Source organism: Kitasatospora sp. SUK 42, from assembly GCF_015776785.2.
Taxonomy (GTDB): Bacteria; Actinomycetota; Actinomycetes; order Streptomycetales; family Streptomycetaceae; genus Kitasatospora.
This window is the reverse complement of record NZ_LFMD02000007.1, coordinates 1,123,806-1,138,738: the sequence shown is the minus strand read 5'-3', so window position 1 is coordinate 1,138,738 and position 14,933 is coordinate 1,123,806. Positions and strand designations below refer to the sequence as shown.

9 protein-coding genes are annotated in these 14,933 nt (G+C 75.4%); 8 read left to right on the top strand and 1 reads right to left on the bottom strand.

What is annotated here, in order from left to right; translation table 11 throughout:
- Positions 1–38: 38 nt before the first annotated feature.
- The 5 genes from dhbC to RZ50_RS26650 all read left to right on the top strand — a co-directional run bounded on the left by dhbC (position 39) and on the right by RZ50_RS26650 (position 4,714).
- Positions 39–1,244, top strand: coding sequence for an isochorismate synthase DhbC (dhbC, locus tag RZ50_RS26670; RefSeq protein WP_196949684.1), 1,206 nt, complete (start codon positions 39–41; stop codon positions 1,242–1,244).
- 77 nt (positions 1,245–1,321) lie between these two features.
- Positions 1,322–2,971, top strand: coding sequence for a (2,3-dihydroxybenzoyl)adenylate synthase (locus tag RZ50_RS26665; protein WP_305853072.1), 1,650 nt, complete (start codon positions 1,322–1,324; stop codon positions 2,969–2,971).
- Positions 2,972–3,024: 53 nt separating this feature from the next.
- A complete protein-coding gene (locus RZ50_RS26660; RefSeq protein WP_196949683.1) occupies positions 3,025–3,666 on the top strand; it encodes an isochorismatase family protein in 642 nt (213 codons plus the stop codon).
- Between the two features lie 8 nt (positions 3,667–3,674).
- Complete coding sequence (locus RZ50_RS26655; protein ID WP_196949694.1) at positions 3,675–3,914, top strand: phosphopantetheine-binding protein; 240 nt, start codon at positions 3,675–3,677, stop codon at positions 3,912–3,914.
- A gap of 86 nt (positions 3,915–4,000) precedes the next feature.
- Positions 4,001–4,714: an AMP-binding protein gene (locus tag RZ50_RS26650; RefSeq protein ID WP_196949682.1), complete on the top strand. Its 714-nt coding sequence runs from the start codon at positions 4,001–4,003 to the stop codon at positions 4,712–4,714.
- 159 nt (positions 4,715–4,873) lie between these two features.
- On the opposite strand, the gene RZ50_RS26645 is transcribed toward RZ50_RS26650, so the two are convergent.
- Complete coding sequence (locus tag RZ50_RS26645) at positions 4,874–5,998, bottom strand: amidohydrolase (RefSeq protein WP_196949681.1); 1,125 nt, start codon at positions 5,996–5,998, stop codon at positions 4,874–4,876.
- Between the two features lie 119 nt (positions 5,999–6,117).
- Here RZ50_RS26645 and RZ50_RS26640 point away from each other — a divergent pair, with 119 nt between their 5' ends.
- The 3 genes from RZ50_RS26640 to RZ50_RS26630 are packed head-to-tail and all read left to right on the top strand — an operon-like array spanning position 6,118 to position 14,931.
- The gene (locus RZ50_RS26640; RefSeq protein ID WP_196949680.1) at positions 6,118–13,365 is read left to right on the top strand and encodes a non-ribosomal peptide synthetase; all 7,248 of its coding nucleotides are present in this window, start codon (positions 6,118–6,120) and stop codon (positions 13,363–13,365) included.
- Complete coding sequence (locus RZ50_RS26635; protein ID WP_196949679.1) at positions 13,358–13,543, top strand: MbtH family protein; 186 nt, start codon at positions 13,358–13,360, stop codon at positions 13,541–13,543. Before RZ50_RS26640 ends, RZ50_RS26635 begins: the two co-directional genes overlap by 8 nt.
- Complete coding sequence (locus RZ50_RS26630; protein ID WP_196949678.1) at positions 13,540–14,931, top strand: DHA2 family efflux MFS transporter permease subunit; 1,392 nt, start codon at positions 13,540–13,542, stop codon at positions 14,929–14,931. Before RZ50_RS26635 ends, RZ50_RS26630 begins: the two co-directional genes overlap by 4 nt.
- The last annotated feature ends 2 nt before the right edge of the window (positions 14,932–14,933 follow it).

The window sequence follows — 14,933 nt, the reverse complement described above, 5'->3', positions numbered from 1 at the left end:
ACGTGGACCGTAGACCGTCCCAGACTGGAGAAACCACCGTGACCACGGTGCACCACGCCCCCGTCGGGCCCGACGCCGCCGTCATCGGTGCGGCCAGCGGGCTGCTCGGCCAGTACCGGGCCGCCGACGACGAGGCGTTCTTCGCCTCGCCGACCCGCACCCTGCTCGCCACCGGAGTGCACGCCCGGGTGCCGCAGGACGCGCGGCCGCTGCCCGTCCGGGTGGCCGAGACGCTGGCCGCGGCGCGCGGTGCCGGGCTCGACCGCCCGCTGGTGGTCGGGGCGGTGGCCTTCGACCACGAGAGCCGGGCCGAACTCGCCGTCCCCGTACGGGTCCGCACCGCCGGGGCGCTGGGCGAGGACCCGCTGATCGCGCTGCCCGCGCCGCCCGTCCCGGCGGCCGAGGCGGCCGGCTGGCGGGTGCGCCCGGTGCCCGAGCCCGAGGCGTACGGCGCGGGCGTCGCCGCGGCCGTCGAGCGGCTGCGCGGCGGGGAGTTGAGCAAGGTGGTGCTGGCCCGCACGCTGGAGCTGAGCGCCACCGAACCGTTCGACCTGCCCGCCATCCTGCAACGGCTGGCCCGGCGCGACCCCGGCGGCTACACCTTCGCCGTGCCCGCCGGCGGCGGCCGCACCCTGATCGGCGCCAGCCCCGAACTCCTGCTCTCCCGGCGGGGAACGGCCGTCCTGGCCAACCCGCTGGCCGGCTCGGTGCCGCGCAGCGGCGACCTCGGTGAGGACGTGCGCCGCGCCGCCGCGCTGCTGGACTCGCCCAAGGACCTGCACGAGCACGCCGTCGTGGTGGACGCCATCCGCGCCGCGCTCGCGCCGTACTGCCGCAGCCTGGACGTGCCGCACCGGCCCACCCTGGTGCGGACCGCCGCCATGTGGCACCTGGCCACCGAGATCCGCGGCGAGCTGGCCGATCCGGCCGTCTCCGCCCTGGAGCTGGCCACCGCGCTGCACCCGACCCCGGCGGTCTGCGGGACGCCCACCGACCTCGCGCGCCGGGTGATCGGCGAGGTCGAACCCTTCGACCGGGGCCTGTACACCGGCATGGTCGGCTGGGGCGACGCGGCGGGCGACGGCGAGTGGGTGGTCACCATCCGCTGCGCGGAGGCGGACGCGCGGACACTGCGGGTGTACGCGGGCGCGGGCGTGGTCGAGCAGTCCCGGCCGGAGGCCGAACTCGCCGAGACCAGCGCCAAGTTCCGCACCTTCCTGGACGCGGCGGGGGTGGCGCGGTGACATCGCTGGAAGGTTCCACGCCCTTGGAAGGCCTCGCCCCGTTGGACAGCTTCACCCCGTTGGGCGGCCTCGCCCCGTTGGACGGCTTCACCCCGTACCCCGCCGAGTTCGCCGAGCGCTACCGGGCCGCCGGCTACTGGCGCGGCGAGACCTTCGGGCGGATGCTGAGCGAGCGGGCCGCCGCGCACGGCGAGCGGATCGCCGTCGTCGACCCTGGCGGCCACTCGGCGGCGCGGGAGGAACGGCGCTGGACGTACGCCGAACTCGACCGTCGGGCCGACCGGATGGCCGCCGGACTGCTCGCCCGGGGGATCCGGGCCGGGGACCGGGTGGTGGTCCAACTTCCCAACGCCGCCGAGTTCTTCGAGGTGGTCTTCGCGCTCTTCCGGATCGGCGCGCTGCCGGTCTTCGCGCTGCCCGCGCACCGGCACGCCGAGATCGGGTACTTCTGCTCCTTCACGGAGGCGGCGGCGTACGTCGTGCCCGCCGTCGAGGGCGGCTTCGACTACCGCGAACTCGCCTCCCGGGTCCGGGCGGAGAGCCCCTCGCTGCGGCTGGTGCTGGTGGCCGGCGAGGACGCGGGGGAGCACGTACGGCTGGCGGACGTGCCCTGCGACGGGCCGGGGCCGGCCGCGAGCCCGAACCCCGGCGACGTCGCCTTCCTGCAACTGTCCGGCGGCAGTACGGGCGTGCCGAAGCTCATCCCGCGCACCCACGACGACTACATCTACTCGCTGCGCGGCTCGGTCGAGCTGTGCGCGCTCGATGAGGACAGCGTCTACCTGTGCGCGCTGCCCGCCGCCCACAACTTCCCGCTCAGCTCGCCCGGTTCACTCGGAACGCTGTACGCGGGCGGCCGGGTGGTGCTGTGCCCGCAGCCCGGTCCGGAGACGGCCTTCCCGCTGATCGAACGCGAGGGCGTGACCATCACCGGCCTGGTACCGCCGCTGGCGCTGCTCTGGCTGGAAGCCGCCGAGCGCGGCGCACGCGGCCACGAGAGCCTGGAGGTGCTGCTGGTCGGCGGCGCCAAGTTCAGTACGGAGGCGGCCCGTCGGGTGCGACCGGTGCTGGGCTGCACGCTGCAGCAGGTGTTCGGAATGGCCGAGGGGCTGGTCAACTACACCCGGCTCGACGACCCCGAGGAGTTGGTCACCACCACCCAGGGCCGTCCGATCTCGCCGGACGACGAGGTCCGGGTGGTGGACGACCAGGACCGCGACCTGCCCGACGGCACCACCGGGCACCTGCTCACGCGCGGCCCGTACACCATCCGCGGCTACTGGAACGCACCCGAGCACAACGCCAAGTCCTTCACGGCGGACGGCTTCTACCGCACCGGAGACCTGGTCCGCCGACTGCCGTCCGGCCACCTGGTGGTGGAGGGGCGGGCGAAGGACCAGATCAACCGCGGCGGGGAGAAGGTCGCCGCCGAGGAGATCGAGAACCACCTGCTCGCCCACCCGGCCGTGCACGACGCGGCGGTGGTGTCGATGCCCGACCCCTACCTGGGCGAACGCACCTGCGCGTACGTGGTGCTCAAGGCCGAACACCGGCACGTCCCGCCGAAGGGCGTCGAGTTGAAGCGCTTCGTGCGCGGGCGCGGGCTGGCCGACTACAAGGTGCCGGACCGGGTCGAGTTCGTCGAGGCCTTCCCCGCCACCGGGATCGGCAAGGTCAGCAAGAAGGACCTGCGCGCGGCCATCGCGGCCTCCCTCGCCCGCCCCTGAGTGCCCGAACCATCCCTGATCCCTGAACCCCGTCTACTGAAGGAAAGACCGCCGTGGGCCTGCCCCGCATTCCCTCCTATCCCATGCCCGCCGCCGAGGAGCTGCCCGCCAACCGGGTCTCCTGGGCGGTGGACCCGGCGCGCGCCGTGCTGCTGGTGCACGACCTCCAGAACCACTTCCTGGACGCCTTCGACGCCGAGGCCGCGCCGGTGCCCGAACTCCTGAGCCAGGTGGCCTCGTTGGGCGAGGCGGCCCGTGCACACGGCGTGCCGGTCGTCTACTCGGCGCAGCGCGGCGGGCAGAGCCCGGCCGAACGCGGGCTGCAGCAGGACTTCTGGGGGCCCGGCATTCCGGACGACCCGCGTGCCACGGCGATCGCCGGAGCCGTCGCCCCGGCGGCGGGCGACACCGTGCTCACCAAGTGGAAGTACAGCGCCTTCGTACGCACCGAGTTGGACCGGCTGCTGCGCGAACAGGGCCGGGACCAGCTGGTGATCACCGGCGTGTACGCGCACATCGGCGTGCAGGCCACCGCCTGCGACGCCTGGATGCGGGACGTACAGGCCTTCGTGGTGGCGGACGCCGTCGCCGACTTCGGGCCGGGGGAGCACCGCGCCGCGCTGGAGTGGATCGCCGGGCGGTGCGGGGTGGTCACCACGGCCGCGGCCGTGGTCGGAATGCTGGCAGGGGAGTGACGGGCGTGATGGACGTGACGGGCGGGGCTTTCACGGTGGAGCGGATCCGGGCCGAGGTCGCCGACCTGCTCGGGGAGGATCCGGCGGACATCCCGCTGGACGAGAACCTGGCCGACTGGGGGCTGGACTCGATCCGGCTGATGGCGCTCGCCGAGCGCTGGCGGGCGGAGGGGGCGGAGGTGGGGTTCGTCCGACTGGCCGAGCGGCCGTCGGTGGAGGCCTGGGCCGCACTGCTGGGCGCGGCGTGATGGCGCCGCTGGTGGGTGGGGCCGGGGTGCGCGAGGCGCCGGTCCGGGGGGTGGCGGTACGCGGGGTTGCGGTACGCGGGGCGACGGTGCGGGGGACGACGGTGCGGGAGGCGGCGCTCCCGGCGGTCGATCCGACGGAGGGCCTCGTTCTGTCGGCATCGGCGTCGGCGCGGCCGGGGCCGGCGGTCGAGTACCCGGCCACCACCGTGGTGGGTCCGGTCGAGGCCCAGGCGGCCCGGACCCCGGAGGCGCCGGCGCTGCTGCTCGCGGACGGCGGGGTGGTGACGTACCGGGAGCTGAACGCGTCGGCCAACCGGCTGGCGCGCCTGCTGGCCCGGCGCGGTGCCCGCCCGGGTGCGGTGGTCGGGTTGGCGGAGGGCCGCCGTTCGGAGGAGCGGCTGACGGCGCTGCTGGCGGTGGCCAAGTCGGGCGCGGCGTACCTGCCGCTGGACCGGGCGGGCGCTGCGGACGCCGCCGGTACGGGGGAAGCGCTGCTCGCGGAGCACGTACCGGTGTGCGTGCTGGGGGAGGGGGTGCCCGGAGCGCTGTCCGGACTTGAGGCGGACGGCGAGCTGGACACGGATCCGCCGCGCGCGCTCACCCCGCAGCACCTGTTCCGCGTCGGGTACGGGCCGGAGGCAGCCACGCTGACCCATGGGGAGGCGGACCGGCGGATGCGCGAGTGGCAGGGGGCCCACCCGCTCGGGCCCGGCGACCGGGTGCTGCGGTTGGGGATGCCGCTCTGGGGCTACCTCTGGCCGCTGCGGACCGGTGCCGCGGTGGTGCTGCCCGGCGGGTGAGCGTGGACGGCTGACGGCTGACAGCGAACGGATTTCAGATTTCAGATGACAGTGTTCAGCGAACAGATGATGAAATCTGTTCGCTGAACACTGTCATCCGTCTTCTGCTGTCCGGGCCTGCCGCCGCCATCCGGCATCTGGCAGCCGCCCGCCGCCCCGTCAGCCGCCCGCCGCCAGATCCACCGCCGTCCACGCCATCGCCACCGCGCCGTCCAGCAGCGCCCGCTCCGCCTCGGCCCCCACCGCCGCCTCGGCGAAGGCCGCCTCGTGCGGTGCGCAGGCATCCCCGGTGATGTCCAGCACCGGGTGGATCGAGGGCACGACGTGCGACACGTTCCCCATGTCCGTGCAGGCGAACGGTCCGCTCTCCACCGGTTCCGGCCGTCCGAGGGCCGCCGCGTTGGCCCGCCAGAGCGCGAGCAGCGCGGGGTCGGAGCGCATGTCCAGGTAGTCCGGCTCGGGTCGGCTCAACTCCACCTCGCAGCCGGTGGCGAGCGCCCCGGCCCGGAAGCAGTCCTCGACCCGCGCCCGCAGCTCCACGAGGTCCTCGGCCGCCGAGGACCGGAGCTCGTACTCGGCGCTCGCGGCGTCGGGGATCAGGTTCGGCGCCGTCCCGGCCGCCGTGGTGATGCCGTGCACCCGCCAGTGCGGGGGCAGTTGCTGGCGCAGCAGCCCGAGCGCGACCTGCGCGACGGTCAGCGCGTCGGCGGCGTTGCGCCCCTCGTGCGGGTTGAGGCTCGGGTGGGCGGCGCGCCCGGTGTAGCGGACGGACAGCGTGCCGAGCGCGAAGGAGCGGAAGTCGGCGACCTCGACCGGGCACGGGTGGACCATCATCGCCGCGTCCACCCCGTCGAACGCCCCCGCCGCCAGCAGCAGCGCCTTGCCCGCCCCGCGCTCCTCGGCCGGCGCGCCGATCACCCGTACGGTGAGCCCGAGTTGGTCCGCGTACGGGGCGAGCCCGAGCGCCGCGCCGATCCCGGCGGCGGCGATCAGGTTGTGCCCGCAGGCGTGTCCGAGCCCGGGCAGCGCGTCGTACTCGCAGACCAGTGCGACGGTGACCGGCCCGCTGCCGAGGCTCGCGCTGAACGCGGTCGCCAGTCCGTGCGCGGGCGCGGTGACCGCGTAGCCGTGGGCGCGCAGCGCCTCGGCGCACCAGGCGGCCGCGAGGTGTTCCTCGAAGGCGGTCTCGGGGTGGGCGTGGATGCGGCGGCTGAGCGCGAGCAGTTCCGCCCGGTGCGCGTGGACGCGGTCGTGGACGGCCTGCTTGGTCGCGGTCAGGGGCATGGGTGGCGCCTTCCGGGTGTCAGGGGCCCAGCCTCGAAGGGCCGTTGACCAGATCATATGAAGTTAGATTAGGCTAACCTAAGTAAGGCGTTCCGGACCCCCGAGGAGCTCTCCACCCCATGCCCGCCGCCGAAATCCAGGCCGACGAACCCCAGGCCGCCGAGCCTCGGGCCGCCGAGCCCCAGGTCGCCGACATCCCGCTGCTCGCCGCCCAGGCCGCCATCTGGTACGCCCAGTCACTCGACCCCGCCAGTCCGGCCTACAACACCGGCGACGCCGTCGAGATCACCGGCCCGCTCGACGAGGAGGCGTTCGAGACGGCACTGCGGCAGGCCGTGGACGAGGCCGAGGCGCTCACCGCCCTCGTCGTCACCGCCTCGGACGGCTCCCCGCGCCAGCGGCTGCACCCCGCCGGACGCTGGCCGCTGCACCGCCTCGACCTGCGCGCCGCCCACGACCCGGCCGCCCAGGCCGAGGCCTGGATGCGCGCCGACCTCGCCCGCCCGGCCGACCTCGCGACGGGCCCGCTGTTCACCCAGGCGCTCATCCGGCTCGCCGACGACCGCCGCCTCTGGTACCGGCGGATCCACCATCTCGCCGTCGACGCCTACGCGTTGACCCTCCTCGGCGAACGCGTCGCCTCCCTCTACACCGCGCACGTCACCGGCGCCGAGCCCGCCCCCGGCCCCTTCGCCACCCTCGCCGAAGCCGCCGCCGAAGAGGCCTCCTACCGCGACGGCGAGGAGTACCGGGCCGACCGCACCCACTGGTCCGCCCGCCTCGCCGACACCGCCGACACCGCCCCCGCGACCCTCCCCGGCATCCCCTCCGTCCGGGAAGCCCAGGCCGCCCAGGCAGCCCAGACAGCCCGGGAAGCCCAGGCCACCCAGGCCGCCCGAACCGCCCCGCTCCGCCTCACCGCCGACCTGCCCGCCGGCACCCGCGAGCGCCTGGAGCGCGCCGCCACCGCCGCCCGCGCCACCTGGGCCGAGCTGCTCCTCGCCGCCACCGCCGGCTACCTGCACCGCGTGGCCGGCACCGAGGACGTCCTGCTCGGCCTGCCGCTCGCCAACCGCCGCGGCCCCGCCGCCCTGCGCACCCCCGTCGCCACCGCCAACGTCCTCCCGCTGCGCCTCGCCGTCCGCCCCGCCGACACCGCCGAGGACCTGCTGCGCCAGGTGGTCCGCGAGCTGCGCACCGCCCGCCGCCACCAGCGCTACCCCCTTGAGGACCTGCGCCGCGACCTCGGTCTCACCGGCGAACGCCGCGCCCTGTTCGGCCCGATGGTCAACATCAAGGCCTTCGAGGGCGACCTCGACCTGGCCGGTCTGCCCGGCGTCGTCCGCAACCTGGCCGCCGGCCCGGTGGACGACCTCGCCCTGAACGTCTCGCCCGGCCCCGACGGCGCCCTGCGCCTGGTCCTCGACGCCGACCCGGCCCGCCACGGCGCGGCCTCGCTCGCCGCCCACCGTGACGGCCTGCTGCGCTACCTCGACTCCCTCGCCGACCTGCTGCTCACCGCCCCGCGCACGCCGATCGCCCGGATCGACCTGCTGGACGCGGACGGCCTGCGCCGCGCGACCGAGGGCCGCACCGAGCCGCCGGTCGAGCGGACCGTCCCCGAACTGTTCGCCGCCCAGGCCGCCCGCACCCCGGACGCCGTCGCGGTCCGCTGCGGCTCAACCACCCTCACCTTCGAGGAACTTGACGCCTCTGCCAACCGGCTGGCGCACCATCTGGCCTCCCTCGGCGTGCGCGGCGGCGCACCCGTGGCGATCGCCCTGCCGCGTGGCGCGGACACCCTGGTCGCGATGCTCGCCGTCCTCAAGGCCGGCGGCGCCTGCGTCAGCCTCGACCTCACCCACCCCCGGCAGCGGCTCGCCGCCGTGCTGGCCGACGCCCGCCCGGTCTGCGCGGTCGGCACCGAGGAGGCCCTCGCCGCGCTCGACCTGCCGCCCGGCCTGCCCGCCGTGCGGCCGCAGGACGCCGACGGCGAGCCCGACACCGCCCCGCCCGGACCCCGACTCCACGACCCCGCCTACGTGTTGCACACCTCGGGCTCCACCGGCCGCCCCAAGGGCGTGGTCGTCACCCACGCCTCACTCGCCAACCTGCACGCCGGCCACGGCGAGGACCACCTCGCCCCCGCCCTGCGCCGCACCGGCCGCGACCGGCTGCGCATCGCCCACAGCGCCTCCTTCGCCTTCGACGCCTCCTGGGACCCGGTGCTGTGGATGGTCCACGGCCACGAACTCCACCTGCTCGACGACGCCACCTACCGCGACCCGGCCGCCCTCGCCGAGCACCTCCACCGCGAGCGCATCGACTACCTCGACCTCACCCCCTCCTACCTCGAAGTCCTGCTCGCCGAAGGCGTCCTGGACGAAGGCCGGCACCGCCCGTCCGTCCTCGCGGTCGGCGGCGAGGCCACCCCGCCCGCCCTCTGGCAGCGCCTCGCCGCCACCCCCGGCCTGCACCCGATCGACCTCTACGGCCCCACCGAGACCACCGTCGACGCCTACGCCTGGACCCCGGGCCCCGACGGCGCCCCGCTCGGCCGGGTGGTGCGCGGCTCCCGCGCCTACGTCCTGGACGGCTCGCTGCGCCCCGCGCCCGACGGTGTCACCGGCGAACTGTACGTGGCCGGCGCCTGCCTGGCCCGCGGCTACCTCGGCCGTCCCGACCTCACCGCCGAACGCTTCCTCGCCGACCCGTTCGGCCCGCCCGGCGCCCGGATGTACCGCACCGGCGACCTCGCCCGCCGCCGCCCCGAAGGCACCCTGGAGTTCCTCGGCCGGGCCGACGACCAGGTGAAGATCCGCGGCTTCCGGATCGAGCCCGGCGAGATCGCCGCCGTCCTCGCCGAACTGCCCGGCGTCGCCCAGGCCGTGGTCATCGCCCGCCCCGGCCCGCAGGGCAGGCGACTGCTCGGCTACGCCGTCCCCGCCCCCGGCAGCGCCCCGGACCCGGAAGGGCTGCGCGCCGCGCTGGCCGCCCGGCTGCCCGCGCACATGGTCCCGGCCGCCGTCCTGCTGCTGGACGAACTGCCGCGCACCGCCCACGACAAGCTCGACCACCGCGCCCTGCCGGACCCCGACGACGCCGCCACCGGCGGCCCGGCGGCCGCGACCCCGCGGGAGGAACTGGTCTGCGGCCTGTTCGCCGACGTCCTCGGCCTGCCCGAAGCGCCCGGCCGGGACGCCTCGTTCTTCGACCTCGGCGGCCACTCCCTGCTCGCCGGACGCCTGGCCGCGCGGCTGCGCGAGACCTTCGCCGCGCCGGTCGCCTTCGCCGACGTCTTCCGCCACCCGACCCCGGCCGCCCTCGCCACCCTCCTCCAGGAGGGCGCGCAGGCGGAACCCGAGGAGCGCCCCGTCCTGGTGCCCGTACCCCGCACCGAACGGATGCCGCTCTCACCCGCCCAGCGCGGCCTCTGGTTCCTGCACCGCCTCGAAGGCCCCAGCCCCACCTACAACATCCCGCTCGCGCTCACCCTCACCGGCCCGCTCGACCGGTCGGCGCTCGCCCTCGCCCTCGGTGACCTCACCGCCCGGCACGAAATCCTGCGCACGGTCTACGGCGAGGAGTCGGACGGCACGCCGTACCAGCGGATCCTGCCCACCGCGCCGGTCGAACTGCACACCGGAACCGGCGAGTTGGCCGACGCCGTCCGGCACTCCTTCGACCTCGCCGCCGAACCTCCGGTGCGGGCCACGCTGTTCGCGGACGGACCGGAGCGCCACACCCTGCTCCTGCTGCTCCACCACATCGCGAGCGACGGCGCCTCCACCACTCCGCTGGTCCACGACCTGGCCGCCGCCTACGCCGCCCGGCTCGCCGGAAACGTCCCGGAACTTCCTCAGCTGACCGTCCAGTTCGCCGACCATGCGGCCTGGCAGCGGCAGCTGCTCGGCACCCCGGAGGCGCCCAGCCCGCTGGCCGTACGGCAGACCGAGTACTGGCGCGAGGCGCTCTCCGGACTGCCCGAGCACCTGGAGCTGCCCACCGACCGCCCCCGACCGGCCGTCGCCGGCCGCGACGGTGCCACCGCCCCCTTCGCCCTCGGCGCCGAGGCGCACGCCGCCCTGGCCGGCCTCACCCGGGCCGCCGGCAGCACCGTCTTCATGGCCGTCCAGGCCGGGCTCGCCGCCCTGCTCACCCGGCACGGCTGCGGCACCGACATCCCCGTCGGCACCCCGGTGGCCGGGCGGGAGGACGCCGAAACCGCTGCACTGGTGGGGTACTTCGTCAATTCGGTGGTCCTGCGCACCGACACGTCGGGCGATCCGACCTTCCGCGAACTGCTCGCCCGGGTGCGCGGCACCGCCGTCGCCGCCCACGAGCACGCCGAACTGCCCTTCGACCGCCTGGTCGAGGAGCTCAACCCGCCGCGCTCGCTCGCCCGGCACCCGCTCTTCCAGGTGATGCTCGCCTGGCAGAGCCGCCCCGACGCGCCCACCGCGATGGGCGGCGGCCTGACCGCCGAGCTCACCGCGATCCCCAGCGGCACCGCCAAGTTCGACCTCACCCTCAACGCGGGTGAACGGCCCGGCGGCGGCATCGAGGGCTTCCTGGAGTACCGCACCGACCTGTTCGACGCCGCCACCGCCGAGGCGCTCGCCGCCCGCCTGGCCCGGCTGCTCGCGGCCGCCGCCGCCGAACCCGACACCCCGATCGGCCGACTCCCGCTGACCGGCGAGGAGGAGCGGCGGCGCGCCCTGGTCGAGTGGAACGGCACCCCGGTCCACTCCGCCCCCGGCGCCACCCTGCCCGAGCTGTTCGAGGCGGCCGCCGCCGCCAACCCACGCTCCATCGCGGTCAGTTGCGGAGACGACCGGCTCGACTACACCGAACTCGCCGCCCGCGCCGACCGCCTGGCCCGGCTGCTGGCCGCCAGCGGCATCGGCCCCGGAACCATCGTCGCCCTCGCTCTGCCGCGCTCGGTCGAACTCGTCGTCGCCCTGCTCGCGGTGGCCAAGTCCGGCGCCGCCTACCTCCCGCTCGACCCCGACTACCCGGCCGACCGGCTCGCCTACATGCTGGCCGACGCCGCCCCCGCCGCCCTGCTCACCGACCGGGCCACCGCGCCCCGGCTGCCTGAGCACGACGTCCCCCAACTCCTCGTCGACGGACCGGAGTCCGCCGCGTTCCCCGCCGTCCCGCTGGGGCAGCACGAACGCACCCGCCCACTGCGCGCCGAGGACACCGCGTACGTCATCTACACCTCCGGCTCCACCGGCCGGCCCAAGGGCGTGCCCGTCACCCACCACAACGTGGCCCGGCTGTTCAGCGCCACCGACCACTGGTTCGGCTTCGGCGCCCAGGACGTCTGGACCCTCTTCCACTCCTACGCCTTCGACTTCTCCGTCTGGGAGCTGTGGGGCGCCCTGCTGTACGGCGGCCGGCTGGTCGTCGTCCCGCACCTGGTCAGCCGCGACCCGGCCGCCTTCCTCGACCTGCTCGCCCGCGAACGCGTCACCGTGCTCAACCAGACGCCGTCCGCCTTCCACCAGCTGAGCGCAGCCGACCGGGAGCGGCCCGGCACCGAACTCGCCCTGCGTTACGTGGTGTTCGGCGGAGAGGCGCTCGAACCGGCCCGGCTGGACGACTGGTACGCGCGCCACCCCGACGACGCTCCCACCCTGGTCAACATGTACGGCATCACCGAGACCACCGTGCACGTCTCCCACATCGCCCTCGACCGGGCGAGCGCCGCCGCCACCACCGGCAGCACCATCGGCGTCAACATCCCCGACCTGCGGGTCTACGTCCTCGACCAGCACCTGCAACCCGTCCCGCCCGGCGTCACCGGCGAGATGTACGTGGCCGGGGCCGGCCTGGCCCACGGCTACCTCGGCCGACCCGAACTCACCGCCACCCGCTTCGTCGCCGACCCGTACGCCGAACTGTTCGGCGAGCACGGCACCCGGATGTACCGCTCCGGCGACCTCGCCCGCCGCCGCGCGGATGGCGTGCTGGAGTACTTCGGCCGCGCCGACCAGCAGGTCAAGCTCCGCGGCTTCCGGATCGAACTCGGCGAGATCGAGGCCGTGTTGGCAGCCCACCCGGCCGTCGCCGACGCCGCCGTGGTGGTCCGGGAGGACGTGCCGGGCGACAGGCGCCTGGTCGGCTACGCGGTGACGAGCGCCGGGCCCGAGGAACTGCGCGCCCACGCCGCCGCCGAACTGCCCGCCCACATGGTGCCCTCGGCCGTCGTCCCGCTCGACCGCCTGCCGCTCACCGCCAACGGCAAGCTCGACCGCCGCGCCCTGCCCGCCCCCGACGCGCCCGCCCCCGGTGCCGGACGCCCGCCGCGCAGCCCGCGCGAGCAGCAGCTGTGCGAACTCTTCGCCGAGGTCCTGGGGTTGGCGTCGGTCGGTGTCGAGGACGACTTCTTCGCGCTCGGCGGCCACTCGCTGCTGGTGGTCCGGCTGGCCGGGCGGATCCGCGAGGTGCTCGGGCTGGAGGTCGGCATCGGCACCCTGTTCCAGGCCTCCAGCGCGGCCGCGCTCGACGCGGCGCTCACCGCCGGCTCGCAGGAGGCGGACGCCCTCGACGTGCTGCTGCCCCTGCGGCCGACCGCACCCGGGCGGGCCACGCCGCTGTTCGCCATCCACCCGGCGGGCGGCCTGAGCTGGTGCTACACCGGACTGATCCGCCACCTCCCCGCCGAGGTGCCGATCTACGGCCTCCAGGCCCAGGGTGTCGGCGCCGCGACCGCCCGCGAACCCCTGCCCGGCACGATGGAGGAACTCGCCGCGCACTACGCCGACCGGCTGCGCGAAGTCCAGCCCGGGGGCCCGTACCGGCTGCTCGGCTGGTCCACCGGGGGGATCATCGCGCACGCCGTCGCGGTGCGGCTCCAGGAGCTGGGCCAGGAGGTCGAGTTGCTCGCGATCCTGGACGCCTACCCCGCCGAGGGCTTCCGCGAGCTGCCCGTCCCCGACCAGGCCGAGGCACTCGAAGCCCTGCTCACCATGGGCGGCTTCGGACCGGCCGACCTGGACGGCAGGCCGCTCGAACTCGACTCCGTCACCGAGCTGTTGCGCCGCGAGGGCAGCCCGCTCGCCGGACTGGAGGAGGCCACCGTGGCCGCGCTCAACCGGATCTACCTCAACACCAACCACCTGGTGCGCGGCTACGACCACCGCCGCTTCGACGGCGACGTGCTGTTCTTCCGCGCCACCGTCGACACCATCGACGACACCCTGGTGCCCGGGCTCTGGTCCCCGTACGTGTCCGGCCGGATCGACAACACCGACGTCGCCTGCTCGCACAAGGACATGACCCTGCCCGCCCCGATCGCGCACATCGCGAGCGTGATCGCCGCCCACCTCGACCGCCTGGAGAAGACCCCCCATGAGTGACGCCCCCGCCAACCCCTTCGACGCCGACGGCGAGTTCCTGGCCCTCGTCAACGACCAGGGCCAGCACTCCCTGTGGCCCGCCTTCGCCGCCGTCCCGGCCGGCTGGGGCGTCGGACACGGCCCCTGCGGGCGCGCCGCCGCGCTGGAGTGGATCACCGCGCACTGGACCGACCTGTGACCCCTCCCGCCGTCCAGGCCCCGGCGCGCCCCCTGCTCGCGGGGCGCGCCGCCGTGGTCGTCGTCTACACGGCCGCGATGTGCATGAACGGCCTCGACTCGACCATCGTCAACCCCGCGCTGTACCGCATCGCCGAGGACTTCGGGCGCCCCGTCCCGGCCGCCAACGCCGTCGAGACCGCCTTCCTGGTCGGCCTCGCCCTCGGCCTGCCGGTGGCCGGCTGGCTCGGTGACCGGTACGGCGTGAAGCGGGTCTTCCTCGGCGCGCTCGCCGCCTTCACCCTGGCCTCCGCGCTGTGCGCCGCCGCCCCGGGCCTCGGCCCGCTGGCCGCCGCCCGGGCCGTCCAGGGCGTCGCGGGCGGACTGCTCACGCCGGTCGGGATGACCCTGTTGTTCCGTGCCTTCGAACCGCACGAACGGGCGGGCCTCGGCCGGATCCTGATCGTCCCGACCGCGCTGATGCCCGCCCTCGGGCCGCCGCTCGGCGGCTACCTCACCGAACACCTCTCCTGGCACTGGCTGTTCCTGGTCAACGTGCCCATCGGCGCGGCGGCCGTGTTGCTCGGGGTACTCGCCCTGCGGCCGCAGGAGGAGCCCCCGGCGGGCCGCTTCGACACCACGGGCTTCCTGCTCGCCACCCCCGGCCTGGGCCTGCTCACCTACGCCCTCGGCTTCGGGCCTTCGCACGGCTGGTCCTCGCCCGGGGTGGCACTGAGCGGTCTCCTCGGCCTGGTCCTGACGGGAGCGGCCGTACGCCACCAACTCCGCACCACCGAACCGCTGGTGGACCTGCGACTGCTCGCCGACCGTACCTTCGGCACGGCGAGCTGGCTGGCCCTGCTCACCTCGGCCGGACTGATGGGCGCGCTGTTCGTGCTCCCGCTGCTCTACCAGGCGACCCGAGGCGCCTCGGCCCTGGACGCGGGCCTGAGCGTCTTCCCGGAGGCGATCGGCCTGATGGCCGCCTCCCAGGTCGTCGACCGCCTGCTGCCCCGCCTCGGACCGCGCCGCCTGGCGCTGCCCGCACTGCTGTTGGCGGCGGTCGTCCTCGCCTCCCTCGGCTTCGCCGAGAACCCGTGGGCGGTACGGGCGTTGATGTTCGCTGTCGGCCTGATCCTGGGCACCGCCGTGCTCACCGTCCAGATCACCGGCTTCGCCGACGTGCCCGGCCCGGCGATGGGCCGGGCGATGGGCCTGTTCACCATCATCCGCACCCTCGGCGGCGCCCTCGGCATCGCCGCCACCGCCGCCCTGATCGGCGCGGTCACGGACGGATCCGACCCAGGCCCCTACCGTCTCGCCCTGTGCCTCACGGCCGCGCTCGTCGCCGCCGGCTCGCTGCTCGCCGTCCGGCTGCCCGTCGCGGCCCCGGCACCGCCGGGGGACTGACC

Coding starts and splice junctions, on each gene's coding strand:
- RZ50_RS26655 (WP_196949694.1), top strand. CDS start 3,675: ATGGACGTGACGGGCGGGGCTTTCACGGTGGAGCGGATCCGGGCCGAG.
- RZ50_RS26645 (WP_196949681.1), bottom strand. CDS start 5,998: ATGCCCCTGACCGCGACCAAGCAGGCCGTCCACGACCGCGTCCACGCG.
- RZ50_RS26640 (WP_196949680.1), top strand. CDS start 6,118: ATGCCCGCCGCCGAAATCCAGGCCGACGAACCCCAGGCCGCCGAGCCT.
- RZ50_RS26635 (WP_196949679.1), top strand. CDS start 13,358: ATGAGTGACGCCCCCGCCAACCCCTTCGACGCCGACGGCGAGTTCCTG.